Annotated in this window: 21 protein-coding genes; 14 read left to right on the plus strand and 7 right to left on the minus strand. The window is 37.5% G+C overall.

Annotated elements, in window-relative coordinates; genetic code table 11:
* From ACOH2D_RS16540 to ACOH2D_RS16565, 6 genes are all read left to right on the plus strand, one after another.
* Positions 1-1,416, plus strand: a 1,416-nt coding sequence (locus ACOH2D_RS16540; protein ID WP_449535939.1) for a glycoside hydrolase family 3 C-terminal domain-containing protein, incomplete at its 5' end; no start/stop codon positions are given.
* A complete protein-coding gene (locus ACOH2D_RS16545; RefSeq protein WP_449535940.1) occupies positions 1,413-2,180 on the plus strand; it encodes a glycoside hydrolase family 16 protein in 768 nt (255 codons plus the stop codon). The genes ACOH2D_RS16540 and ACOH2D_RS16545, both read left to right, overlap by 4 nt.
* A 131-nt stretch (positions 2,181-2,311) precedes the next feature.
* Positions 2,312-3,319, plus strand: a complete 1,008-nt coding sequence (locus tag ACOH2D_RS16550; protein WP_449535941.1) for a LacI family DNA-binding transcriptional regulator — start codon at positions 2,312-2,314, stop codon at positions 3,317-3,319.
* 511 nt (positions 3,320-3,830) lie between these two features.
* Positions 3,831-5,123: a PQQ-dependent sugar dehydrogenase gene (locus tag ACOH2D_RS16555; protein WP_449535942.1), complete on the plus strand. Its 1,293-nt coding sequence runs from the start codon at positions 3,831-3,833 to the stop codon at positions 5,121-5,123.
* 5 nt (positions 5,124-5,128) lie between these two features.
* A complete protein-coding gene (locus ACOH2D_RS16560) occupies positions 5,129-7,417 on the plus strand; it encodes a TonB-dependent receptor domain-containing protein (protein ID WP_449535943.1) in 2,289 nt (762 codons plus the stop codon).
* A 295-nt stretch (positions 7,418-7,712) separates the two neighbouring features.
* A complete protein-coding gene (locus ACOH2D_RS16565; protein WP_348035373.1) occupies positions 7,713-8,048 on the plus strand; it encodes a DUF4870 domain-containing protein in 336 nt (111 codons plus the stop codon).
* A gap of 276 nt (positions 8,049-8,324) precedes the next feature.
* On the opposite strand, the gene dnaN is transcribed toward ACOH2D_RS16565, so the two are convergent.
* From dnaN to ACOH2D_RS16595, 6 genes are all read right to left on the minus strand, one after another.
* Positions 8,325-9,443, minus strand: a complete 1,119-nt coding sequence (gene dnaN / locus ACOH2D_RS16570; protein ID WP_449535944.1) for a DNA polymerase III subunit beta — start codon at positions 9,441-9,443, stop codon at positions 8,325-8,327.
* A gap of 291 nt (positions 9,444-9,734) precedes the next feature.
* A complete protein-coding gene (gldG, locus tag ACOH2D_RS16575; RefSeq protein ID WP_449535945.1) occupies positions 9,735-11,405 on the minus strand; it encodes a gliding motility-associated ABC transporter substrate-binding protein GldG in 1,671 nt (556 codons plus the stop codon).
* Positions 11,392-11,886, minus strand: a complete 495-nt coding sequence (locus ACOH2D_RS16580; protein WP_348037810.1) for a hypothetical protein — start codon at positions 11,884-11,886, stop codon at positions 11,392-11,394. The genes gldG and ACOH2D_RS16580 overlap by 14 nt, the downstream gene beginning before the upstream one ends.
* 1 nt (position 11,887) lies before the next feature.
* Complete coding sequence (gene gldF, locus ACOH2D_RS16585) at positions 11,888-12,598, minus strand: gliding motility-associated ABC transporter permease subunit GldF (protein ID WP_449535946.1); 711 nt, start codon at positions 12,596-12,598, stop codon at positions 11,888-11,890.
* A gap of 16 nt (positions 12,599-12,614) precedes the next feature.
* On the minus strand, positions 12,615-12,911 hold the full coding sequence (locus tag ACOH2D_RS16590; protein WP_449535947.1) for a putative quinol monooxygenase: 297 nt from the start codon (positions 12,909-12,911) through the stop codon (positions 12,615-12,617).
* A gap of 129 nt (positions 12,912-13,040) precedes the next feature.
* Positions 13,041-13,877, minus strand: a complete 837-nt coding sequence (locus ACOH2D_RS16595; protein WP_348037804.1) for an SAM hydrolase/SAM-dependent halogenase family protein — start codon at positions 13,875-13,877, stop codon at positions 13,041-13,043.
* Between the two features lie 210 nt (positions 13,878-14,087).
* Between ACOH2D_RS16595 and ACOH2D_RS16600 the strand changes: the two genes are divergently transcribed.
* From ACOH2D_RS16600 to ACOH2D_RS16610, 3 genes are all read left to right on the plus strand, one after another.
* Positions 14,088-15,041, plus strand: a complete 954-nt coding sequence (locus ACOH2D_RS16600) for a PhoH family protein (RefSeq protein WP_449535948.1) — start codon at positions 14,088-14,090, stop codon at positions 15,039-15,041.
* Between the two features lie 183 nt (positions 15,042-15,224).
* Complete coding sequence (locus ACOH2D_RS16605) at positions 15,225-15,746, plus strand: hypothetical protein (RefSeq protein WP_348037800.1); 522 nt, start codon at positions 15,225-15,227, stop codon at positions 15,744-15,746.
* 113 nt (positions 15,747-15,859) lie between these two features.
* On the plus strand, positions 15,860-16,813 hold the full coding sequence (locus ACOH2D_RS16610) for a phosphoribosylaminoimidazolesuccinocarboxamide synthase (protein WP_449535949.1): 954 nt from the start codon (positions 15,860-15,862) through the stop codon (positions 16,811-16,813).
* Here the strand turns inward: ACOH2D_RS16610 and ACOH2D_RS16615 are convergent.
* Positions 16,810-17,934, minus strand: coding sequence for a heparan-alpha-glucosaminide N-acetyltransferase domain-containing protein (locus ACOH2D_RS16615; protein WP_348037794.1), 1,125 nt, complete (start codon positions 17,932-17,934; stop codon positions 16,810-16,812). The two genes, ACOH2D_RS16610 and ACOH2D_RS16615, sit on opposite strands and share 4 nt — an antisense overlap.
* Positions 17,935-18,077: 143 nt before the next feature.
* Here ACOH2D_RS16615 and ACOH2D_RS16620 point away from each other — a divergent pair, with 143 nt between their 5' ends.
* The 5 genes from ACOH2D_RS16620 (at position 18,078) to ACOH2D_RS16640 (ending at position 25,624) form a co-directional block, all read left to right on the plus strand.
* Complete coding sequence (locus ACOH2D_RS16620; protein WP_348037792.1) at positions 18,078-19,448, plus strand: alanine/glycine:cation symporter family protein; 1,371 nt, start codon at positions 18,078-18,080, stop codon at positions 19,446-19,448.
* Positions 19,449-19,606: 158 nt separating this feature from the next.
* Entirely contained in the window at positions 19,607-21,514 is a 1,908-nt protein-coding gene (gene acs / locus ACOH2D_RS16625; protein ID WP_449535950.1) for an acetate--CoA ligase, read from the plus strand.
* A gap of 8 nt (positions 21,515-21,522) precedes the next feature.
* A complete protein-coding gene (locus ACOH2D_RS16630) occupies positions 21,523-22,623 on the plus strand; it encodes a sensor histidine kinase (protein WP_449535951.1) in 1,101 nt (366 codons plus the stop codon).
* A gap of 3 nt (positions 22,624-22,626) precedes the next feature.
* Positions 22,627-23,952, plus strand: a complete 1,326-nt coding sequence (locus ACOH2D_RS16635; protein WP_449535952.1) for a sigma-54-dependent transcriptional regulator — start codon at positions 22,627-22,629, stop codon at positions 23,950-23,952.
* 382 nt (positions 23,953-24,334) lie between these two features.
* Positions 24,335-25,624, plus strand: coding sequence for a Glu/Leu/Phe/Val family dehydrogenase (locus ACOH2D_RS16640; protein WP_348037784.1), 1,290 nt, complete (start codon positions 24,335-24,337; stop codon positions 25,622-25,624).
* Positions 25,625-25,986: the final 362 nt, after the last annotated feature.

Consider the following 25,986-nt stretch of genomic DNA (forward strand, 5'->3'; position numbering starts at 1 on the left):
CAAGGCTTTATGGTTACCGATTGGGGTTCAATTAATGAAATGATTACCCATAGATATGCAAAAGATCGTCGTAATGCTGCAGAAATAGCCATAAATGCTGGCGCTGATATGGATATGGAATCCTATGCTTATGTGAATGAATTAGCGAGTCTTGTCAAAGATGGCAAGGTTGATGAACGCCTGATTGACGATGCCGTAAAACGAATTTTAAGAGTGAAATTTGAACTTGGCCTTTTTGATGATCCGTATAAATATTGCAATGAAACGGTCGAAAAGGAAGTCATCGGTAGCAAGACAATTATGGATGCGGTATTGGACGTCGCCAAAAAATCGATCGTGCTTTTAAAGAATGAAAACAATCTGTTGCCATTAAAAAAACAAGGGCAGAAAATTGCCATCATAGGCGCCTTGGCAAATGACAAAACAAGTCCCTTAGGCAGTTGGCGTATTGCCGCCGATGATGGGACGGCAGTTTCTGTCTTGGAAGGAATGAAAGCCTATAAAGGAAACACCATAACTTATGAAAAAGGTGCCAATGTGGTGACAGGCGAAACTGTTTTTCCTAAAGAACTGACGATTAACGTTACGGACAAAAGTGGATTTGCTTCAGCCATAGCAGCGGCAAAAAAAGCAGACGTGGTGGTCATGGTTTTAGGCGAACACGGTTTGCATTCTGGAGAAGGTCGCAGCCGTTCAGAAATTGGATTGCCGGGAGTGCAACAGGAATTGCTGGAAGCCATTTATAAAGCAAATAAAAACATTGTATTGGTGCTTAATAATGGCAGACCGTTAACCATTGATTGGGCCCATGAACATATTCCCGCCATTGTAGAAGCCTGGCAATTGGGCACTCAAAGTGGTCATGCCATTGCGCAAGTGCTTTATGGCGATTATAATCCGAGTGGGAAATTGCCCATGACGTTTCCACGGAATGTAGGTCAAGTACCCATTTATTACAATCATAAAAGTACCGGGCGACCAACTTTGCAAGAGCCAGGCTCTGTGTTTTGGTCGCATTATTCCGATGTTAGCAATACACCACTGTATCCTTTTGGGTATGGTTTGAGCTATACCTCGTTTTCGTACACTGACCTAAAAGTAAATACCATTTCTAACCACACCGTTGAGGTGTCAGTAAAATTGACCAATACAGGGAAAGTTAAAGGTAAAGAAGTCGTGCAGCTATATTTGCGTGATGAATTTGCGAGCGTCACACGACCTGTAAAAGAATTAAAAGGTTTTGAAATGGTGGAGTTGAATCCGAAGGAAAGCAAAATCGTCACTTTTAAATTATCTGAAGCTGAATTGGGCTTTTATGACAACGATGGGAAATTCAATGTTGAACCGGGAACCTTCAGTGTTTTTGTCGGCGGAAGTTCCGATGCTACCTTAACCGCTCAATTTGAAATCCCATGAATACATTAAGAGTTTTTTGCTTCAGTTGTTTTTTAGTGTTTACCTCTTCCAATTCGCAAGAGCTGATCCTTGAAGAGCATTTCAGTGGCAATCGATTGGATGAAACCGTCTGGAATTATGAATTGGGCAATGGTTGTCCAGATTTGTGTGGCTGGGGAAATAATGAAAGACAGATTTATACTAAGGATAATGTGGCTATAAAAGATGGGAATTTGGTATTAACAGCAGCTTTTAATGGAAAGAATTATACCTCAGGAAAAATCAATACCAAAAATAAAATAGAATTTAAATACGGTACGGTTGAGGTTCGCGCAAAATTACCAACAGGTCAAGGCGTTTGGCCTGCCATTTGGATTTTGGGAACTAATATTTCAGAAGTAGGATGGCCTAAAGCTGGCGAAATTGACATTATGGAATATGTCGGTAAAAATCCGCACGAAATCCATACCACCCTTCATACATCGGATAGTTATGGCGAATCCAAAAACACCAAAATCACAACGATTCCCTCTATTGAAGCGGGCTTTCATGTCTATAAAGCAGATTGGACCAAGGATTTTATAAAATTTTATATTGATGAGGTTTTGGTGTATACGTTTTCTCCAGAGCTCAAAAATGAAGAGACTTGGCCTTTTGATCAACCTTTTTATCTCCTCCTTAACTTTGCGGTCGGCGGCAATTTTGGTGGGCCGCAAGTGGACGATTCTATTTTTCCTCAAGAGTTTCTTATCGATTACGTGAAAATTTATAAACCTAAAAAATGATGGGGTTTAACATTTCTAAAGAAAAAAATGAGGTGACACCCAGAGCTGTTAAAAAATTACCTAACCACATTGTATGATAAATAAAGAGTGTACTTTTATCAAGTCACTCTTTTTTTTAATTTCAATGATCAATGGTAACACTTAAACAACTAGCCGAACAATTAAACGTTTCTGTATCAACAGTTTCTAAAGCATTGCACAATAGCGAAGAAATCAGTAAAGATACCATTCAACGCGTTCAGGAGTTGGCCAAACATCTCAATTACCGTCCCAATAGAATGGCATTGAGCCTTAAAAGCAACAAAACAAAAACTTTGGGTGTTATTATACCTAGCATTCTCAATCATTTTTTTGCCAAGGCCCTTTATGCCATCGAGACGGAAGCTTCAAAACAGGGGTATAATATTATCACTTGTGTTTCCAGTGAAATGCTATCCAAAGAAAAGAATAGCCTTCAATTATTATCCAATGGGAGTGTGGATGGTTTTATTATGTCCTTGGCAGAAGAAACCCAAGTCAAAAACAAAACCGAACATATTGCGGTACTGTTGAAGCAGAACATTCCAGTGGTTTTATTTGATAGAGTTGCCGATGATATCGAATGTGATAAGGTCATTATCGATGATTTTGGAGCGGCTTATGAAGCGACCAAACATTTGTTGGATGAAGGACGACAGTACATCGTGCTCATTAGTGAAATTGAAGAATTAAGCGTTGGAAAATTAAGAACCAACGGGTATCTCAAAGCCTTGTCAGAAGCTTCAAACTATACAGAAGAGCCTGTGGTTATCTCTGTAACTAAGGATGATGATTTGGAAGCCGTCATCGACACGCTATTTGCTGCCAACAAAAAAGTGGATGGCATTTTATCTATTGATAACACCTCTGGTGTTGTGGCACTGCATAAAGCTCTTAAAAAAGGATATCAGGTACCTGAAAATCTATCGATCATTGGGTTTTCTGACGATAATGTATTAGCGTTTACAGATCCTAAATTGTCTACAATTTCCCAACATACTTTTGAGATTGGCCAAGCTGCGGTAAAGTTGCTGATTGACAGACTCAATAAAAAGTCATCGCCAAGTCCTATTATTAAAACCATCAAGACCAAGTTGATTTTAAGAGGAACTACGAAATAGGAGACTATAAATTTAATCACTATTGTCCGGAAAAGAATTAAGACCGCTCCGCTGATAGAATCAAGAACAAAGACTAAACACATAATTAATTAAAAATATGGACCTTGAAATTCAAAGTTAGAATGGATTATGATGTTTTAGAAATAGTTTTCAAAAACCTCGAAATGAAGCAGATTGAGGATCAAAAACATTTAAAGACCTTTATTTATCACTATTCTTAGTAGATCAGCGCAACTTTAATCGGACAACAATGAAATTTAATGTTTTACTTCGGATTTTTGAAGATCAAAATTTTTATTATACGTGATTATTTCCGAAAATGATGCATCTAAATCTTGCAATTACGAACAGAATAACGCTTCAGTTTTACATCTGAAATTTATATTTTAACACTAAAACAGATTTGAGTTCGATAAAATAAGTTGATGATTCCATTTTCTTTTTAAACGTTTTTTAAATTAGATATCCTAGTTATTACGATGTTGCGTAACTTTATGAAAAACCTTGTCCAATGAAAAGATATATCCAAACCCTCGGCATTATAGGTCTTCTATTTTTTTCCTCCTGTAAATCTGATACAGAAAATCAGATCGCTAATAGCGATCCAGGTCAACCTGTGAAAGTCCATGCAGATACGGTAATGACTGCTATTGGAGAATTGATTCTTCCGGCGCCCTATGCCACGGAATCTGTGGCTAATGTAAGCCACATGGAGCCTTGGCCGAAAAACACGCTTCCGAAAGCCCCTGAAGGTTTTACGGTAACCAAATATGCCGATGGTTTTGATAATCCGCGGTGGTCCTATTATGCGCCTAATGGCGATTTGTTTGTGAGTGAAGCTTCCACAGGAAAAAAAACGGGAAAAATCACTGTATTGCGGGATCGGAATAACGATGGCAAATTTGAAGTTCGCGAAACTTTTCTTGAAAATTTACATCAACCGTTTGGAATGTTGGTTATCGATAATTTCTTTTATGTGGCCAATACTGACGGACTTTATAAATATCCGTATAAAACAGATCAGACCTCATTAAAAGGTGTTGAAGGTCAAAAAATTGTCGATTTGCCTGCAGGTGGTTATAATAATCATTGGACACGAAATATCATTACGAACAAGGCCAAGGATAAAATTTATATTTCGGTAGGTTCATCAAGTAATGTTGGAGAACATGGCATGGAAGAAGAAAACCGTCGCGCCGATATTTTGGTCGTTAATTTAGATGGCTCTAATGAAAAGGTTTACGCGAGTGGTTTGAGAAATCCTGTAGGCATGGATTGGAATCCTGTTACGGACGATTTGTGGACTGCTGTTAATGAGCGCGATGAACTGGGAAATGATTTGGTGCCAGATTATGCAACGAGCGTCAAGGAAGGTGGATTTTATGGGTGGCCTTATTCTTATTTTGGTCAAATTGAAGATCCACGTTTAAAAGGAAAAGCGCCGGCTGGTTTAATAGAAAAAGCAATTATCCCTGATGTTCCCTTAGGTTCGCACACGGCTTCTTTAGGATTTACTTTTTATAATGCCACTGCATTCCCTGAAAAATATAGAAATGGCGCTTTTGTAGGGCAGCACGGCTCGTGGAACCGCTCCGTTTTGGCGGGCTATAAAGTGGCGTTTATACCTTTTGAAAATGGAAAACCAAAACCACCAGAAGATTTCTTAACCGGTTTTATTGCAGATTTGGATAGCTCAGAGGTTTATGGACGGCCTGTTGCGGTGACCGTTAGTCCGCAAGGGGATTTATTAGTGAATGATGATGCTGGTAATGTCATTTGGAAAGTGAGTTATAAGATAAAATAAAAAGTATGAAATTTTTAAATTTTCAAGCGGTTATGATATTCATAACCGTTTTTATTAATATGCTCCAAGCACAGAATGTAGAAGGAGTAGTGAAGTCTCAACAAGGTATTCCTATTCCAGGGGTGGCCATAATTATTCGAAATCAGATCGTTTCTAAAACCGATGATGAAGGCGTATTTGTACTTCCAAAGCAATTTAATCTTCCCATCAACTTTACAATGGAGCATCCCAATTATCAATCTAAAAACCAGCTGTTATCTGAAAGCTACCAAATATTTCTTCTGAAGGGCATTGCTGGGATAGAGGAACTCAATCCTATAGTGATTACCGCGCCTTCTGAAATCAAGCCTATTCTTATTGTTCCCACAAACACGATTACAGCTGAAACCCTGGAGCAACAAAGTCCTGTGATGCTTGTGGATGCCATGAACAAAATCCCTGGGGTCTTTATTCAAAGTGGCGCAATAAATACCAATCGTATCACTATAAGAGGTGTGGGATCGCGGACGCTTTATGGAACCAATAAAATTAAAGCGTATTTTAATGGGATTCCGATAACCAATGGGGTGGGAGAAACTGTTTTGGATATTTATGATGTGGAAAATTTGCAGTCCGTTGAAATTATCAAGGGGCCAAAAGCGACTTTATATGGGACGAATCTCGGAGGCACGATTTTACTAAATTCCAAGAAACCCCAAACCGGTGGATTATCCTTTCAAAATAATACCACGATAGGCTCTTTTGGCTTGTTTAAAAATAGCATCGCTTCTGGTTTTTCCGATAAGCACTTCACGATACATTTTAATTATGACCATCTTGAAGTGGATGGGTTTCGTGAGAATAGTCAATACCAGATTAATTCCTACTTTCTAAATTCGACCTATAGATTTAACGATAAAACCGAAATTTCGCTGTTGTTTAATCACTCAAATTATTTAGCTCAATTACCAAGTTCCATCGGGAAAACTGATTATTTGGAAAACCCCTCAAAAGCTGCATTTACTTGGCTAAAAGCGAAAGGTTATAAAATGGATAAACAGACGTTAGGAGGCATCAATCTCAAGCATAAATTCTCGTCTAAATTTGAGAATAGCACGAGTGTGTTTTATTCCTATTCCGATCATTACGAACCCAGACCTTTTAATATTTTGGATGAGCTTACTAAAGGCGTTGGATTGCGAAGCATTTTCACCCATACGATTGATTTTTTAGGAAGAAAAGCCATTTGGAATTTTGGCACCGAACTCTATCAAGATAAATACGACTGGAAAACTATTGAAAACCTATATGCCACCAACAATGGAAACGGGAGTTTGGAAGGCGCGTTATTGAGCAATAATCAGGAAAAGAGAAAGAACATAAATGTTTTTTCAGATATCACGCTTCCGCTAATGGAAAAGTTGACGCTTCAGTTTGGACTCAATTATAATAAAACGAACTACAATTTTAAGGATGAATTTAATCCTGAAGATGTGAATCCAAAGGCATCGCGAAATTTTGATCCGATTATCGCCCCCAATCTGAACGTGTCCTATCAGTTAAAAGCGCAATTGCAAGTTTTCGGTAATGTGAGTTATGGTTTTAATTATCCAAGCTTAGAAGAAGCGTTAACGCCGGAGGGGATTGTTAATCCGGAGATCAGTCCAGAGAAAGGTTATAACTATGAACTTGGGAGCGAGGCTTATTTTTTTCAAAAACGTTGGCATATTTTGGCTTCTTATTATATTTTGGATATCAAAGATTTGTTGGTGGCGCAAAGGGTAGGAGATGATCAATATATTGGCAGAAATGCAGGGCGTACCTTACACAAAGGCTTAGAGATTGCCACCGATTATAAATGGACGCTTACGAACGCCTTTAATATTTCGCCCTATATCAATGCCTCGTTTAATTGGCATCGTTTTAAAGATTTTGTAAACGAAGACATGGATTTTTCAGGTCATAAGCTCACTGGTGTTCCAAATTTAACCATTGCTTCTGGAGTCGCTTTAAATCTTGATAAATTTACTATGTTTATCAATCATCTGTATGTAGGAAAAATGCCGATGAATGATGCCAACAGCTTATATAGAGATGCTTACAGCGTATTGAATTTAAAGCTCAATTATTCTGGTCAACTTTTCAAAACCTTAAACTTCAAGCTCAATTTTGGTGTTAATAATCTGGCAGATACCAAATATGCCTCCTCCATTCTGATCAATGCAACAGGTTTTAATAATACGGAGCCTAGGTATTATTATCCGGGAAATCCTCGAAATTACTATGGAGGTGTGATGCTCAATTATCTTTTTTAAAAAATCAAATGACTAAAGCGTCATACTTGCCCTATAAATGTTCTGGCGGAGTTTTTAAAATAGGCTGAAAGTCTGTTGCATTCGTGAAATTTATAGTAAAAAATTTAAATCGGTATTCTCAGTCTACGAATAAGTTCGTGAAAATCCGTGAAATTCGTGTCAAAATTTTTAGAAGCTAAAGCGAGATGCACTAAAGTGCATACTTTTAACTTAATTTGAGACCAATAAAATGTAACAATTTAGATTACTGCTCGTCATATAATTACATCAATCACTAATTTAAATCACAATTATCATGCGAGAAGATAGATCATTAATCGTCATTGCCCATTTAAGCCAATTGATTACCTTATTAACTGGTTTTGGAAGTTTGATTCTGCCCTTAATCCTTTGGATAACCCAAAAGGAAAAAGTATATCAGATGGATGCCCACGGAAAAAACATTATTAACTTTCAGTTGAGTCTGATTGTTTATTGTATCATTTGTGTGCCGTTGATCCTTTTATTTGGACTGGGAATTTTAGGATTTATCCTTTTGGGGATTATGGCCATTGTATTTCCTGTAATCAATGCGATAAAAGCCAGCAATGGCGAAACACCAAGTTATCCTTTTACTTTTAATTTCCTGTGAAGACAGGAATCTTGATTATATAGTTTTAAAGGTCTAATTAGGATTTATAATTTTATGTGAATTCTTGTAAAAAAATAACTGGAATTAATTTATTTCTGTAGAATAACAAACATGTATATATCTTTTCACTTTTAATTCTATATGATAATCATCATCAATCAAAGCAAAAACGCCTACTTTTAATAGTAGGCGTTTTTTTGACGAAATCTTATTGATTTCTGTATTATGAAATTAACTCCGTTGAACCTAAAGGTTTCCTGCCTTCGCAGGAATTTGTTAGCTATTCAACATTACAGGCATAACGAGCATCGTTACGCGTTCGCCTTCGTCAAGTCCATCAACAGGCGTTAAAATACCCGCTCTGTTTGGTAAACTCATCTCCAATTGCACTTCGCTCGCGCCAAGATTGTTTAACATTTCGGTTAAGAAACGGGAGTTAAATCCGATTTGCATATCGTCGCCTTGGTAATCACAAGTCAAACGTTCTTCAGCTTTGTTGCTGTAGTCAATATCTTCTGCAGAAATATTCAACTCCGCACCCGCTATTTTCAAACGGATTTGGTGAGTGGTTTTATTGGAGAAAATGCTCACACGTCTTACAGAATTTAAAAACTGTGTTCTGTCGATCGTCAACTTGTTTGGATTTTCTTTTGGAATTACGGCTTCGTAATTAGGATATTTTCCATCGATCAAGCGACATATCAATACGGAGTTTTCAAACGTGAATTTTGCATTAGAGTCATTGTATTCAATGGTTACGGCATCGTCGCTACCCGCCAAAATACCTTTTAAAAGATTTAAAGGTTTCTTTGGCATGATAAATTCTGCTACTTGATCGGCAGCAACATCTTCACGTGTATATTTCACCAATTTATGCGCATCAGTTGCCACAAAAGTCAAACCTTCGGTTGAAAACTGAAAAAATACACCACTCATCACTGGGCGTAAATCATCATTTCCTGCGGCAAATATGGTTTTACTGATCGCTGTAGCTAAAATATCGCCCATAACCGTTGTAGTACTAGGGTTTTCAAGCGCTACTGCTTTCGGGAATTCATTGCCATCCACATAAGCTAAAGCGTATTTACCATGGCTAGAGCTAATTTCAACGGTGTTGTTGTCTTCAGCCACAAAGGTTAAAGGTTGTTCAGGAAACGTTTTAAGCGTGTCTAGCAGTAATCGTGCAGGCAAAGCAATGCTTCCTGTACTTGTGCTTTCAACATCTATAATGGAGGACATAGTTGTCTCGAGATCGCTAGCAGAAACTGTAAGTTGCGAGTCATTCAGTTCAAACAAGAAATTGTCCAAGATAGGCAAGGTGTTTGAGCTATTGATGACACCTCCTAATACTTGCAATTGTTTGAGTAAATAGGTACTTGATACGATAAACTTCATGTAATTGTTTATTTTGTATGTTATATTATTAAGCAGAGCAAATATATTTGATTAAACTGATACTAGTGAATCTTAGTTATACAATTTTATCAACAGTTTGTCTATTTGCGTATTGTAATTTAGGTTTTCCTTAGATATGTTAACCGTTTGTAAATCAGTTTAAAAACTTCGATTTTGCTTGTTATTGTGTCTACGGAAATCAAAAAACAATTAACAAAACGAATGAATACCAATCCGATGGTCTTTTCTGCAATTTTCAAAACCTTAGGAACTCTCAAAGACAATCTATTTCTAAGCGTATTTTTTACGTCTCAGATAATTAAATAGAAGTCCAAACAAGACCAAAATAATGAGCGGTAAAGCAATAGTTAATAGTTGCCATTGTGTTTTGTTGGTTTCTATTTTTTGAGCATCTAAAAAGGCAATATTGATATCCTTGGTTCTGATCTCCAATAAACCATCGTCACTTAAAAGATAATTCACGGCGTTCAATAAAAATTCTTTGTTTCCAAAGCTTTGTCCAGTCCATCGGTCAAAACCCAATTCTTGAGGTTGGTTTTTAAGGATTTCATTTTTAATAATATCGCCGTCAGCAATCACAATCATTTTAGTGTCTGGGCTGATATCTTTAGTGTTGTCTAATTTAAAAGGTTTGATTCTGTCCTTATAAACCGATGTAAATTGGCCTTCCAATAACACGGCTAAATTTTGCGGGCCTTTGGTATAGGTTGAAACATCTGGTTCTTCCGTCACAACTTCTAGTCGGATTTCTTTTGGTACACCTTCTAGCTTAGTAAGTTTAGAACTTTGTAAAAGTATGGTTTTTTGTGTACTACTTTTTAAGGTGTCTATTTGGTTGGCAAAATCAAATTTCACCAAGTTTAAATTACTTGTAATAGGATGCTCCGGATTTCCAGCAGCCAAAGGAGAATAAGGCCATCTTAGCGGTTGAAATTGCGCATTGCTGCCTTCGCCCATGGCAATCGTTATGGGTGCTGAGTACATGTCATTCACAAGCACAGGATTGATGCGCACGCCATATTTAAAGAAAAAATCATTCAGGTTCAGATCGTTCATCAGGGCAATGCCACGGCCTTCATCATTGTAAAGACTGTCTTTATCCATCGCAACACTTTCGGTAAGCCATAAACTTTTTCCACCGTTCATGGTAAATTGATCCAACACCAATTTTTCATCTTCGGTAAAGGCTTGGGTCGGTTTAGCAACAATAATAAGGTCAAATTCGTTGAGCTTTTTTAGTGTGCCTTGTGGATTTGTTGCGACACTATCTAAAGTAAACGGCGCGATGAAATAATGTTCTTTTACCGATTTTAAAAAATCAGCCAAATATCTATCTTCAAGCTCGCCATTACCTTTTAGGATGGCAATCTTTTTACTTTTTTCGGTTACTAATTTTTGAAAACCTTCTGCAAAGGCATATTCCAAATGTTGAATGGAATTGCTGACCAATTCTTGTTGAGTGGATCCGATTTTATTTTTTATCAACGGAATTTTAACCGTCTGCTCATTATAACTTGCCAATGCCCAAGGGAAAATCAGTTCCTGTGAGGTTTTGCCATTGTTGATCACACTCAATTGCAAAGGTTCCAAACCACGCTGCATCAATTGCTCAATGTTATTATCACGTGCGCTTTCATCTTCCAACGGATTGATAAAATTGAACTTTATCTGATTGTTATCTAACGCAAACTCTTCCAATAATTGTTGGGTCTCATTTCTTAAGCGTCTAAACTCCGAAGGAAAATCGCCTTCTAAAAATACATCAACAATTAACGGCGATTTTACATCCTTCACAATATTCAAAGCCGATTGTGATAAGGTATAGCGTTGGTCTTGCGTCAGGTCAAAACGTTTGTAAACCTTAGTGCCCATCCAATTTAAAACCATCAGAACAACAAGGAGAACAACAATTTTGATAAGATTTGATTTATTTTTTAGCATCAGATTTTAGGTCTAATTTAAAAGTGTTCACTTTAATTACTTTATCATTCTTAAATATGATTTCCATGGCTTCCGATTTGTCATTAAAAGCTCCCGGATGTATCCCAAGTCCATAATTCCATTTATCTTGATCATAGTCATCTTTTACATCGTCCCAAGTGAGCCATTCATAAGTGCCCAAAAGTTCGTTAACGATCTCTTTCGATTTGCCAAGTAGTGTATCCGTTTCTTGGATATTATCATACATTTCATAACGAAAGCTGGGTTTATTAATAAAAACCGCTGAATCAAAATATTTTTGATGATGATAACTGCTGAAAATATTGATCATTGGATAAAACGCGTAGAAATATATAAATGGCGTCAAAATAAGACTTAGCGGAATGGCAATCCATTTGCGATCATCAATAGTTTTGATAAATAGAAATGTCAACGTAAATACGATGACGAGAAAAACAACAAGGATAGGCGTGATAATCATATTATTTTTTTTGAATATTAAATTGTGTGATTGCAATAAAAAAGAAGGATATACTAACGAAGTACAGCAAATCCCTGGTGTCCAAAACACCTCGGCTAATACTGTTGTAATGCGCTTCCATGCCAAATTGTTCAATTGGTAAAGCGCTCAAATTGGAAAGCCCTTCAAATCCGAAATAAAAGAAAAAGCATAAAAACACGGCGATGAGAAATGCTACAATTTGATTGTCAGAAAGGGTAGAGGCAAAAAGCCCGATGGCAGCGTATGCCGCTACCAAAAACAGCAGACCCAAATAAGATCCGATAATACTCCCGTAATCTAAAATATTGCCGTCAAGCTTTAAATTGTCAATCGCGAAAATATAAAGCAGTGTTGGCAATAAAGCGAGAAAGATCAATATTAAAGCGCCAAAATATTTGCCCAAAACAATTTGTAAATGGGAAATCGGTTTGGTCACTAAAAGCTCCAAAGTGCCTTGTTTTTTTTCATCAGAAAAACTGCGCATCGTCACTGCTGGTACTAGAAAAATAAGAATCCAAGGCGCCAAAAGAAAAAATGGTGCCATATCAGCAAAACCACTTTCCAGAATATTGAAATCGCCTTTAAATAACCAAAGAAAAAGTCCGCTGAGGACTAAAAACAGCCCAATTACCAAATATCCGATTGGAGAGGCAAAGAAGGCGTTGATTTCTTTTTTAAGAATAGCAAGCATATAATTAAGTTGTATATTATTTAAGTGATATCAATTTGTCGACACTCCAAGCTTCTGGTTTATCATTGAAAAACTGTTTGGTTTTTGCCCAAACGGTATTAAAAAGCTCAGAGGTACGATAATTTTCCAAATCGGACTCTTCCTTCCAATAGCTATAAGTGAAAAAAATGTTGGTATCTTGTTTATCTCGATAAAGTTCTAAAAACTCACAGCCTTCAAAATTTCTGATCAAATGCTTTTTGCTTTCAAAATAAGCCAAGAACTCATCAACTTGCGATGGCTCAAAACTCATTTTTACAATTCTTATAAACATGGTTGTTTTACTTTTTTTTTGTTAGTCCTCAGTCCTCAGTCTCAGTTGATGAACCGTAAACCACTAATCCCTTATGCCTCCGTCATCCGCATCTGTCTTCGGTCATCCGTCTTCGGTCATTTTTCAATTTTACGGTTTCAAAAAATTCACCGTCACGGTATCCCGCATTTTCAGTCCCATTAAGCTTGATGCGCTTCCCACGGTGGAAAGATCACTTTTATAAATTGCAATTTCCAAATAGTTGGACGAATTAAATACGACTAATCCGCGGCCTTCATCTTGGCGCTGGTCTTCGGGAATATCAAAATTAACAATATCGCTATATCTTACGTAAATCTCCTTGAATTTATAACTGCGCGCTGAAATTTCGAAAGGTCGTCCTTTTTGGATCTGTTCAAAAAATTTACGACGGATATTAGTGATCACATTGCCATAATTATCAATATAAATAACGCTGCCAATAATTTGAGATTTATCCTCGTTGATAAAGGGATTCAAATTTTTGATGGGTTTTATATCGCTAATCACTTTGCCGACAACTTCGAGAGTGCCGCCGCGTGCGATATGGCAAGCCACTTTTACGAAAACGTCCAAAACCGGAAAATTACTCTGTATTTTATCATGAATGTTGATTTCAACAATCTTTTCAGGAGCAATTTCATTACAAATCATACTCATAATCCCGTTATTGGCACCGATAAAGTAATGATCGTCTAATTTTACAGCAATATGTTTGTTCTCTGGATTTAATTCGGAGTCAATGCCGATCACATGTATCGACCCTTTTGGGAAACTACTATAGGCATTTTGTATAATGTATGCGGCTTCCAAAACATTGAAAGGCGAAACATCGTGCGAGATATCAACAATTTTTACCTCTTCAAGTTCACTGTAAATAGCACCTTTAATTGCACCAACAAAATGGTCTTTTTCTCCAAAATCAGTAGTTAGTGTTATGATTGCCATGTACTTTGATATATTCTTTTTTAATTGGTTACTATGAAGCTACCGCTTTAGGGTGTCTGTTGAAAAATATTTATACTTTAAATGTTTTGATGAAACTTATTATAGAATATTTCAGTTAGATTTGTAAGGTAGCATGAAAAAAATGAGACTTTTTAAGTCCGCACAAAACTAATAAAACTTAAGAGATTAATATATTAAATCCCATAGCTTTTGAATGAACTTATAATCGAATTAGAGGAAATTGCTCCAAAAGACTTTTTTGGAGATCACAATGTTAATATTGAACTTCTTAAAAAGTATTTTCCAAAATTGAAGATCGTTGCCAGAGGCAATAAAATAAAAGCTTATGGAGATGAAGATTTGCTGGAGGAATTTGACAAACGCATGACGTTGCTTACTGAGCACTTTGCCAAATACAATAGGCTTGATGAAAACGCAATTGAACGTGTTTTGACGAGCGAAAGCAGTGAGGATTATGCGACTTCCGAAAAAAGTAATGAGGTCATCGTACACGGTGTTGGAGGAAAAATAATAAAGCCCCAAACGGCCAATCAACGCAAATTGGTTGAAAGTATGCGTAAACACGATATGGTGTTTGCCATTGGTCCTGCCGGAACTGGTAAAACCTATACAGGTGTTGCCTTGGCGGTAAAAGCATTGAAAAACAAGGAAGTGAAACGAATCATTTTAACGCGTCCGGCCGTTGAAGCTGGAGAGAATCTTGGATTTCTTCCGGGAGATTTAAAAGAAAAGTTAGATCCCTATATGCAGCCACTTTATGATGCCTTAAGAGATATGATTCCGGCTGAAAAGTTAGCGCAATTCCTTGAGAATGGCGCCATTCAAATCGCACCATTAGCTTTTATGCGGGGGCGAACGTTAGATAATGCCTTTGTGATTTTAGATGAAGGACAGAACACCACCCATAACCAAATGAAAATGTTCCTGACCAGAATGGGTAAAAACGCCAAGTTTTTATTGACAGGTGATCCTGGACAGGTGGATTTGCCACGACGCACCACTTCCGGATTAAAGGAAGCGCTTTTGATTTTAAGAAATGTGGAAGGGATAGGTATTGTATATCTGGATGAAACGGATGTCATTCGTCATAAATTGGTCAGAAAAATTATTGAAGCCTATAAAGAAATTGATAGCATCGATTAAGGGAGTTCTCCAGAGTAATTTAGCAGGTGTCAGGTTAAGAAATCTGACAACAATGCAAATTATCGCCTCATATATAATTCTAGCAATCAGTGATTTGAGAGATTTAAAAGAAATTTCCCACCGTGAAGACGTAAATGGTATAGGTTTTGCACGTTGATGGCTCAACTTAAAAACTATTTAATAATGAAGAAGCTTATTTTATTATTTACGTTGTTCGTCGTAGGAACAACTTTTGCACAAGAAAACAAGACTATCAAATACGAGGATATCAGTTCGAAAAATTCATGGTTAAAAATTGGATTAAACGCAGGGGTTCCTATGGGCGATGCTAGCGATGTTTCTTCTTTTGCTCTAGGATTGGATTTGAAAGGTCAATATTTAGTAACGCCTCATTTCGGGATTGGATTAACTACAGGTTACGATCATTTTTTCGGAAAAGATGGTGTTGATGACTTCGGTATCATTCCAGCAGCAGCTTTTGCTAGATATTACTTTAAACCAAAAGGCTTATTTTTAGGCGTTGACCTTGGCTATGGATTCTTAACCAATGTTGACAACAATGCCGGTGGTCTTTATGTAAATCCTCAAATAGGATATCACAACAGAGATTGGAATTTTTATGCCTACTACCAAAATACATTTGCTGAAAATGATTTTGATATCCAAGTGCTTGGAATCGGTGCTACGTACAACCTGAGATTTTAATCTCTGATTTTAAATAATTTATAAAGAGCAGTTTTTACTGCTCTTTTTTTTGTGAACTAAACGCCATTAGCCTTACTTTTGTAATGCTTAAAATTTTTAATATTTCTACAAAAATGAATACCATCACAGACACCAATTTTAATTTTCCAGGACAAAAAAGCCTTTATAAAGGTAAGGTCAGAGAAGTTTATAATATCAATGACAATCTTTTGGTCATGGTTGCAACCGATCGTTTGAGTGCTTTTGACGTGGTAATGCCCAAGGGAATTCCTTATAAAGGACAGATTTTGAATCAAATTGCGACAAAATTTATGGCGCAAACCCAAGATTTGGTGCCGAATTGGTTAATTGCAACGCCAGATCCTAATGTGGCGGTTGGTCATTTATGTGAGCCTTATAAGGTAGAAATGGTAATTCGTGGCTATATGTCTGGTCATGCAGCCCGCGAATACAAAGCTGGTAAGCGTGTCCTTTGTGGGGTTCAACTTCCAGAAGGCATGAAAGAAAACGATAAATTTCCAGAGCCTATTATTACCCCAGCAACGAAAGCTGAAATGGGAGATCATGATGAAGATATTTCCAGAGAGGAAATCCTTAAACGTGGTATCGTGAGTGAAGCGGATTATTTGGTTTTAGAAGATTATACGCGCAAACTTTTTCAAAGAGGATCGGAAATTGCAGAAAGCAGAGGTCTGATCTTGGTGGATACCAAATATGAGTTTGGTAAAACAAAAGATGGCAAAATCGTATTAATTGATGAAATCCATACGCCAGATTCTTCGCGTTATTTTTATGCCCATGGCTATCAAGATCGTCAGGGCAATGGCGAGTTGCAAAAGCAATTATCTAAAGAGTTTGTACGCCAATGGTTGATTTCTAATGGTTTTCAAGGGTTGGAAGGACAGACTGTTCCTGAAATGAGCGATGCTTATATCGAAACGGTTTCTGATCGCTATATAGAGCTTTATGAAAAGATAATGGGCGAGCCGTTTGTGAAAGCAGATGTCAATAACATTCAGGAGCGCATCAAAACTAATGTGGAGCGCTTTTTATCAGAGCAGCATTAATCGATTGGGTCCGGTTTTTTTAACCCGAGTATTTTCCGTTTTATTAAGCGCATAAATTTTCTGAGATGTTTGTAGATAAAAGCGTTGGTTTTTCCAATATGGAACACAATCAAGCACACGGCAATCATAAACGCGATAGCTCCAAAAAAGGCTTCCCAAGGCTCTAAGGATTTATAGTAAAAATGTTTTAAACCAATTCCAGTGAAACTTCCATAGATAATGATAAAGTGGACGATATAAATGTTCAAGGTTTTTTCGCCTATTTGTGTCACTATGGACTGTTTCATGAAGCGTTCAAGCATATAGAAAAAAGTAAAATACAACATCACATTCCCTAATCGCAGAAACAAATAATTATAGTTTGCAGAACGCTCAAACAGCTCAATATTAGTAAGTTGGTACAGTTGTTGTAAAATGACCGTTGAATATTGAAGCAGAATGATGCCGCTCACTAAGAAGGCGGCAACAGTAATCTTTTTAAAGTGCTTTTTCTGAGAATTTCTAAAAAATAAGGTGGCCAAAAATCCTCCAAAGGCCACATACCCAAACCAAGGTAACATTGTAAATACAGACCCTTTGGATTTGCTCACGTAATTGGCAAATACTAGTGGAACATTTTCCAAAGTCAGATTTCGATATAAAGGTTCTGTAAGAAAGATGACGCAACCAATAATTAGCAATACGATTGATAGGATATAGCTATTTCGTCTGCACAGCAAATATATGCCAATCAATAAAAGAAGCGAAAGTCCAATGCATTGTAAGACATCTATAACCAAAAAATAGGTATCAAAACTCCCTTTTAACCAGGAGAAAAAGGGGATTCGAAGGGCGTAACCAATTAATATGAGCATTAAGCCTCGGGTAGCTCCTTTTTGAAGACGCTGCTTGTCACTGCCTTTTGCGTGCGCTTTCAATAACAAATACAGAAAGACCAATCCTGAAATCGTAAAAAACGTTGGTGCTGTAATTCCTCTAAAATAGGACCATACGGTATAGGCTACATAAGAGTCGTCTCGGTATATGGGATTTAAAAGGGTGTCCACAAAATGCCCTTGTAACATCATCAAAATGGCAAATGCCCTTACAGCATCAATAAAATAAAGTCGGGTTGCTTTCAATCAGAATTTGGCTAGTAAATGTAAATATAATGTTAAAATCCAAAATTAGTAACTTTTCGGACGATTCCTGATTTTTTCTTAGACAATCTTGAGGTTTATAAATCGAAAAGGATATCTTTAAAATCGCTAATTAAAACTAAAAAATGAATACGCTCGATTCTATCTTTGAAACCTACGCTGATTATGCTTGGGGTTTACCCTTGCTCATATTATTAATTGGAGGTGGATTATACCTATTAGTACGGTCAGAATTTTTACCCTTTCGCTATTTTTTTCATGCCTTAAATGTTTTGCGAGGTAAATATGATGATTCTGATGCACCAGGAGAAATCACACACTTTCAAGCCTTATCCACGGCGTTGGCTTCAACGATCGGGATGGGAAATATTGCCGGGGTGGCTGTAGCCATTCATATTGGAGGTCCTGGCGCTATGTTTTGGATGTGGATGAGTGCCATTGTTGGGATGTCCACAAAATTCTTTACCTGTACCTTGGCTATTATGTTCAGGGGGAAGGATAGCAACGGCGATATTCAAGGAGGCCCAATGTATTTTATCATGGAAGGTTTAGGAAAATCTTGGAAGCCACTAGCGGTCTTTTTTAGTATCTGTGGATTGATAGGGGCCTTACCTGTTTTTAATGTCAATCAATTAAAGCAAGCCATTAATTATATTTTATTAGAGCCCAATGGCATTGCCGAAACTAATACTTCAAATTTTATAATTGGGATCATACTTGTGGCCATTACTGCTGTGGTTATTCTAGGTGGTTTGGAACGAATCAGTAAAACGGCTTCAAAGTTAGTGCCGGGCATGGTGTTGCTTTATTTTGTTTTAGTGATGATCATTCTTGGTGTTTATATAGAAGAAGTGCCAAAATACCTTGTATTAATGATTACCGATGCTTTTTCGGCGACCAATTTTAAAGGCGATTCATTTTTAGGAGGTGCTGTTGGTGGACTGATATTGTTGGGCGTAAGAAGAGGGGCCTTTTCAAACGAAGCAGGTATTGGTACTGCACCAATGGCTCACGGTGCAACCAAAACCAACGAGCCTGTGCGTGAAGGTTTAGTGGCCATGTTAGGTCCGGCGATCGATACGCTTGTGGTCTGTACGCTGACAGCTCTTGCCATTTTGGTAACTGGAGTATGGGAATCCAGTGAGGTTAATGGGGTAAGTTTAACCGCAGCAGCATTTAATGATGCCATCCCTGTGTATGGTAATTATTTGTTACTGATTTGTATTGCCACTTTTAGTATCTCGTCATTATTTACCTATTCATATTATGGTACCAAATGTATGTCCTTCTTATTTGGAGCACATAACAAACATTATTATAATTATTTCTATATCGCAAGTATCATCTTTGGTGCTGTGACTCCTTTAAGCATGATGCTCAATCTTATTGACGGAACTTTCGCCTTAATGGCCATTCCGACCATGACGGCCACAATTATTTTAGCACCTAAAGTCATTAAGGAAATTAAGGCGTATGCCAAGCGGATGCAACTGTAAACTTGCTGTTATAATATCTGCAGAAGAAGCAAAGTAATGATGAATATATTATCGTATTAAGAATTTATTGATATTTTTGAAAATATTAGGCTTGTGGCTCTCTGAATTTCATTGCCAAAAGTATAATTTTATAACACTACAATTAACAATACATTAAGATGAGTAATTACAGTATTAAAACCCTTGAAGAGTATTTCCAAATCTATAGAAAATCAGTTCGCGAACCCGAAAACTTTTGGGCAGAAATAGCCGAAGAGCATTTTTTATGGCGTAAAAAATGGGATAAGGTGCTCACTTGGGATTTTAGGAAACCCGAAATCAAATGGTTTGAAGGAGCAAAATTGAACATCACAGAAAACTGTTTGGACAGGCACTTGATCAATCGCGGTGACAAAACGGCCATCATTTTTGAGCCGAATAATCCCGATGAAGAAGCCCAACATATAACATATAGGCAACTGCATGAACGCGTCTGCAAAATGGCAAACGTGCTTAGAGATCAAGGCGTTAAAAAAGGAGATCGAATTTGTGTCTATTTACCTATGATTCCAGAATTGGCCGTTACTTTATTGGCATGTGCACGTATTGGGGCCATACACAATGTGATTTTTGCAGGTTTCTCAGCTAAAGCTATCTCTACCCGTATCATTGACAGCGATTGCAAAATGGTCATTACTTCAGATGGTTCTTACAGAGGAAATAAAAGCTTGGATTTAAAAGGAATTGTTGATGAAGCACTTCAAGCCTGTGCAAGTGTTGAAAAAGTATTGGTCGTAAAACGCACCAATGCCGACGTAACTATGGTTGAAAACCGTGATATATGGTTACAGCCGTTAATGGATAAAGCTTCTGGTCAATTTGATGCAGAAATCATGGATGCGGAAGATCCGTTATTCATATTATATACGTCAGGATCGACCGGAATGCCAAAAGGAATGGTACATACCGTCGCAGGCTACATGGTTTACACCGCTTACACGTTTAAAAATGTGTTCCAATACAAAGAACCGGATGTGTTTTGGTGTACTGCAGATATTGGCTGGATTACGGGCCATAGTTATATTGTTTATGGTCCTTTGGCCAATGGTGCAACGAGCGTGATGTTTGAAGGGGTGCCACAATATCCAGATTTTGGTCGCTTTTGGCAAATTATTGAAAAGCATAAAATCAATCAGTTTTATACCGCGCCAACAGCAATTCGTGCCTTGGCAAAGCAAAACCTTTCTTTTGTTGAAGATGTCGATCTGTCGTCTCTAAAAGTATTAGGATCGGTGGGAGAGCCGATCAACGAAGAAGCATGGCACTGGTACAATGACATTATCGGCAAAGGCAAAAACCCTATTGTCGATACCTGGTGGCAAACAGAAACGGGAGGCATCATGATTTCGCCTTTACCGTATGTGACCCCCACGAAACCAACCTATGCCACCTTGCCATTTTTAGGTGTTCAGCCTGCTATAGTAAATGAGGCTGGTGAAGAATTAATAGGCAATCAAGTAGAAGGGCGCTTATGCATTAAGTTCCCATGGCCAGGAATGGCACGAACCATATGGAACAATAATGCCCGTTATAAAGAGACTTATTTTTCTACTTATGACAACATGTATTTTACGGGTGATGGCGCTTTAAGGGATGAAGTGGGTTACTACAGAATTACAGGTCGTGTGGATGACGTGGTCATTGTTTCAGGACATAATTTAGGAACAGGACCTTTAGAAGATGCCATTAACGAACATCCAGCAGTTTCAGAAAGTGCCATTGTTGGATTTCCGCATGACATCAAAGGAAATGCACTTTATGGTTATGTAACTCTAAAAGAAACTGGCGAAAGCAGAGTCCATGATAACTTGCGTAAGGAGATTAACCAATTGATCTCTGAACGAATTGGTGCAATAGCCAAACTTGACAAAATTCAGTTTACGGAAGCTTTACCAAAAACAAGAAGTGGCAAAATTATGCGTCGCATTCTGCGGAAAATTGCTGAAAATGACCTCACAAATCTAGGGGATACCAGTACCTTACTCAATCCTGAGGTCGTACAAAATATTATTGAGAATAAACTTTAAAGCCAACCATGGGCACTATCGTTTCAATAGAAGATAAATTAAAGGAACGTATTAAGGAACTCACCTGTCTTTACAACGTGAGTTCCTATATTGCCAATTGTAATCTTTTCGATTTAGACCCTACCTTTAAGGCTATTGCTTTCAGCATTAAGGAAGCAGTTCTTTATAATACCGATGCTTTTGTAGAATTGAAACTGGGAGATAAATTGGTTGATGTTGGCGAAAAACCAGAAGAACAGGTCTCTATCTTCGCCGTCATAAAGGTTTTTAATCTTCCTTATGGCTCCATAAAATTTGGTTATCCGAAACCGAAATTTGATGCGGATGATTTTTTAGAAGAAGAAAAAAAGCTGATCCATTCATTGGCTTTGGAAATCGGTAATTTGATTGAGCGCAAGCAAATTATTGATAAAGAAGAAGTTACCAAACGCCAAATGGAGCGTGCCGATCGCTTGTCAATCTTAGGCGAAATAACTGCCGGAATTGCCCATGAACTCAATACGCCATTGGCTAATATTTTAGGGTTTTCAGAATTGTTGAAAGAACGTTTTGTCGATCAAGACGAGGCCTTGCAAGATTTGGATAAAATCATGCACAGTGCTATTTTTTCAAGAGAAGTGGTCAAGAAACTCATGTTTTTTTCCTGTGAAATGCCACAGCAAATGGAACTCGTTAATATTGACCCGATCATTGCTGATGCCATCAACTTATTAATGCCCAGTTTTGGCAAAAAAAACATAAAATACCATTTAAATTTTAGCGAAGACACTATTTATTTAAGAGTCGATGCCATCCAATTGACTCAAGTAGTCTTCAATTTAGTGATCAATGCCATTTATTTTTCACCGCAAAATGGCCATATTTCCATTGATGTTGATAATCAAGAACGAGAGGTAGTTTTAATCATTAAAGATGAAGGTGAAGGCATTCCAAAAGGCATTTCAGAATTCATATTTAATCCCTTTTATACTACAAAACCTGTGGGCGAAGGCTCAGGTTTGGGATTAAGTGTCGTACATGGCATCATGAAAAGCCATAAAGGAACTATAAAACATAGATCTAATCGGCCAAAAGGGACTATTTTTACGCTTACATTTCCAAAATTATAAGCGATGCACTTGGAACAAGAAAACATTTTGATTGTTGATGATGATGTCCATATTTTGGAACTGATCCAAAGGCATTTGCAATCGTTAAACTTCCATACCTATAAAGCGGTTTCAGTTAAAGAGGCGATTACCATTTTACAGGATCAATCCATTGATTTATTAATTACCGACCTTCAGATGCCCGGAGTGGACGGTCTGCAATTGGTCAAGTACGTCTCTGAACATTTTCCTGAAATTCCAAAATTAGCGGTAACAGGCTACCCTTCCATTGATGGGGCTTTAAAAGCCATGAAGTCAGGAGTCATGGACTATCTCATTAAGCCATTCACTAAGGAAGAACTTAAAATTGCGGTTCAAAAGTCGCTCTCGTTAAGACAAGTTCCTGTTCGAAAAATAAAGAAAAGTGACCATGATTTACCTGTTTTTGGAGAACTTATCGGGCAATCAGACGGCATGCTTAATGTCATCAATATTATTGATCGCGTAAAAGACAATAAAGCGACTGTTTTGATTAAGGGCGAAAGTGGAACGGGCAAAGAACTGGTGGCACGCGCCATCCATTATTCGGGGAAATTTGCCGCAGCACCTTTTTTGGCGGTCAATTGTGGGGCTATCCCAGAAAGCCTCTTGGAAGCAGAGTTATTTGGTTATACTAAAGGCGCATTTACAGGTGCCAATGATGACCGAAGTGGCTTTTTTCAAGCCGCAAACAAAGGCACTCTTTTTTTGGATGAAATTGGCAATGCTTCCATAGCCACGCAATTAAGTTTGCTCAGAGTCCTGCAAGAAAAGGAAATCATGCGCGTGGGATCTCAAAGAGTAGAAAAAATTGATGTCAGAGTTATTGCCGCCACCAACGTCGATTTGAGGGAACTCATTAAAAACGGACGCTTTAGAGAGGATTTATATTATCGCCTTACGGTAGTTCAAATGGAGGTACCGCCTTTAAGAGATCGAAAGTCTGACATTCCGCTTTTGGTGGATAAATTTCTTTTCAAGTACGGTGTTGAATATAAGGATCGGATTGTTGACATATCTGAAGAAGCGTTGTTGGCACTTGAACGTTACGATTGGCCAGGAAATATTAGAGAACTTGAAAACAGCATTCAACGCGCTGTGATTATGTGTGATAAGCAATTGGAGGTTAGTGATTTACCTCACTATTTAAAGTTTCACATCGATTTTCCGAAAGAGGATATTTTGCTCTCTCTTAAAGAAGTAGAAAAAAGACATATTCTTAAAGTTCTTGAAGCCACCAACAACAATAAAACTAAAGCTGCAGAGATTCTTCAAATCGATCGAAAAACCCTTCGCGACAAGATAAAATAATTAAAACCCATCTGGGGAATTATGGATCATTGGGTAAATACTGCCCACTACAACGATTTCGTATTAATTTATATTTTCAAATAACCCTCTGTATACTAGGTGTTTATCCTGATTTCTAACTCGTGCTGGTTTATTGGCACATCTATTGCCGTAATAACTGAGCTTTAAACTTTAAATTATGGACGTTTTAGGAAATAGCTTATGCGCATCGTGTGATCATCTCATATATTGCAGTTTGACAAAGGACAAAAGTTTTATCTGGTCATGCAGTGATTATGACGCCTCTAAACAACACAATTTAGATTTTTAGGAAAAAATAATCCAAGAAACCAATGGTTTTCTGCCGTTAGCGGTACAAAGGTTTTCTCTTAAAAACAATGATATGGCAGTAGTAGAAGTTGTAAACGAGGCACCCAAACAAGGCATGTTAAAAAACGTAATGCAGGAATTTGATGCCGCATGCGATTTTATTCACTTAAATCCGAACATCAAAAGAATTTTATCGGTGCCCAATAACGAACTCATCATCCATTTTCCTGTACGAATGGACAATGGTGAAATTGAAATATTTAAGGGCTATCGTGTACAGCATAATAATGCCTTAGGACCTTATAAAGGTGGTTTGCGTTATCATCCTACTATTGACATTGATTCCGTAAAAGCATTGGCGATGTGGATGACCTGGAAAACTTCATTGGCGGGATTACCTTATGGTGGCGCCAAAGGAGGAATTCAAATGGATCCTAAAAAGTATTCCAATTCAGAATTGGAGCGTATCACAAGACGCTTTGCTTTTGCTTTAGGCGATAATATCGGGCCTGAGCATGATATTCCCGCGCCAGATGTCAATACCAATGCACAAACGATGGCGTGGATTGCCGACACCTATATGTCTACAAAAGCACCGGCAGAACGTTCAAAAAACATGCATGTTGTTACGGGGAAACCCGTGGGTTCTGGGGGCTTGGAAGGCCGTGACAGAGCGACAGGATACGGCGTATTCTTGACCATTAGGTGTTGGGCAGAAAACAAAAAACTGGATTTGAAAGGCAGGACTTTCATTGTCCAAGGATTTGGAAATGTTGGGTATTGGGCGTCTCATTTTTTGCAACAAGTGGGCGCAAAACTGGTTGCTGTGCAAGATGCTTTTGGAACGATAGCAAACGTTAACGGTTTAGAAGTGGAATCCTTACTCGATTATACAACGTCTCATGATGGAAGTATTGTTGGTTTTCCAGGGTCAGAAGTAGTTGCGAATGATGATTTTTTTGGATTGAATTGTGATATCTTTATTCCCGCAGCTTTAGGTAACCAAATTACGGAGGCTCGTGCGCGTCAAATTAAGGCCTTTTTAATTGCGGAAGGTGCCAATGGACCAACAACCTTTGAATCGGAAAAGATTTTGAACGAACGAGGCATCGATATTATTCCTGATATTCTTTGTAATTCTGGAGGAGTAATCGGCAGCTATTTTGAATGGTTACAAAACCGAAACGGAGAACTGTGGGATCTTGATGAAGTCATGACAAAAATTGAAAAGAAAATTACAGAGGTCTTTAAAAAAGTATATGAAACCTCTCAAATTAAAAACATTGACTTACGTTTAGCAGCTTATGTGATCGCGATTGAACGTATAGAAAAAGCATATATACAACGAGGAATTTTTCCTTAATTAAAACAATAAAAATATACACATGAAATGAGCATGCTAAAAATTTAATCATCCAATAGAATGATTAATTGCGAATAACATGTGTTCATTAAAAAACAATAAAAACATACACATGAAATGAGCATGCTAAAATTTAATCATCCAAGAGAATGATTAATTGCGAATAACATGTGTCCATTAAAAAACAATAAAAACACACACATGAAATGAGCATGCTAAAAATTTAATCATCCAATAGAATGAATAATTGCGAATAACATGTGTTCATTAAGAAACAATAAAAATATACACATGAAATGAGCATGCTAAAATTTAATCATCCAATAGAATGATTAATTGCGAATAACATGTGTCCATTAAAA

The sequence above is a fragment of the Gelidibacter sp. genome, assembly GCF_053579655.1.

Excerpts from the sequence above, each read along its gene's own strand:
- ACOH2D_RS16545 (WP_449535940.1), top strand. The coding sequence starts at position 1,413 with ATGAATACATTAAGAGTTTTTTGCTTCAGTTGTTTTTTAGTGTTTACC.
- ACOH2D_RS16550 (WP_449535941.1), top strand. The coding sequence starts at position 2,312 with ATGGTAACACTTAAACAACTAGCCGAACAATTAAACGTTTCTGTATCA.
- ACOH2D_RS16555 (WP_449535942.1), top strand. The coding sequence starts at position 3,831 with ATGAAAAGATATATCCAAACCCTCGGCATTATAGGTCTTCTATTTTTT.
- ACOH2D_RS16560 (WP_449535943.1), top strand. The coding sequence starts at position 5,129 with ATGAAATTTTTAAATTTTCAAGCGGTTATGATATTCATAACCGTTTTT.
- ACOH2D_RS16565 (WP_348035373.1), top strand. The coding sequence starts at position 7,713 with ATGCGAGAAGATAGATCATTAATCGTCATTGCCCATTTAAGCCAATTG.
- dnaN (WP_449535944.1), bottom strand. The coding sequence starts at position 9,443 with ATGAAGTTTATCGTATCAAGTACCTATTTACTCAAACAATTGCAAGTA.
- gldG (WP_449535945.1), bottom strand. The coding sequence starts at position 11,405 with ATGCTAAAAAATAAATCAAATCTTATCAAAATTGTTGTTCTCCTTGTT.
- ACOH2D_RS16580 (WP_348037810.1), bottom strand. The coding sequence starts at position 11,886 with ATGATTATCACGCCTATCCTTGTTGTTTTTCTCGTCATCGTATTTACG.
- gldF (WP_449535946.1), bottom strand. The coding sequence starts at position 12,598 with ATGCTTGCTATTCTTAAAAAAGAAATCAACGCCTTCTTTGCCTCTCCA.
- ACOH2D_RS16590 (WP_449535947.1), bottom strand. The coding sequence starts at position 12,911 with ATGTTTATAAGAATTGTAAAAATGAGTTTTGAGCCATCGCAAGTTGAT.
- ACOH2D_RS16595 (WP_348037804.1), bottom strand. The coding sequence starts at position 13,877 with ATGGCAATCATAACACTAACTACTGATTTTGGAGAAAAAGACCATTTT.
- ACOH2D_RS16605 (WP_348037800.1), top strand. The coding sequence starts at position 15,225 with ATGAAGAAGCTTATTTTATTATTTACGTTGTTCGTCGTAGGAACAACT.
- ACOH2D_RS16610 (WP_449535949.1), top strand. The coding sequence starts at position 15,860 with ATGAATACCATCACAGACACCAATTTTAATTTTCCAGGACAAAAAAGC.
- ACOH2D_RS16620 (WP_348037792.1), top strand. The coding sequence starts at position 18,078 with ATGAATACGCTCGATTCTATCTTTGAAACCTACGCTGATTATGCTTGG.
- acs (WP_449535950.1), top strand. The coding sequence starts at position 19,607 with ATGAGTAATTACAGTATTAAAACCCTTGAAGAGTATTTCCAAATCTAT.
- ACOH2D_RS16630 (WP_449535951.1), top strand. The coding sequence starts at position 21,523 with ATGGGCACTATCGTTTCAATAGAAGATAAATTAAAGGAACGTATTAAG.
- ACOH2D_RS16635 (WP_449535952.1), top strand. The coding sequence starts at position 22,627 with ATGCACTTGGAACAAGAAAACATTTTGATTGTTGATGATGATGTCCAT.
- ACOH2D_RS16640 (WP_348037784.1), top strand. The coding sequence starts at position 24,335 with ATGGCAGTAGTAGAAGTTGTAAACGAGGCACCCAAACAAGGCATGTTA.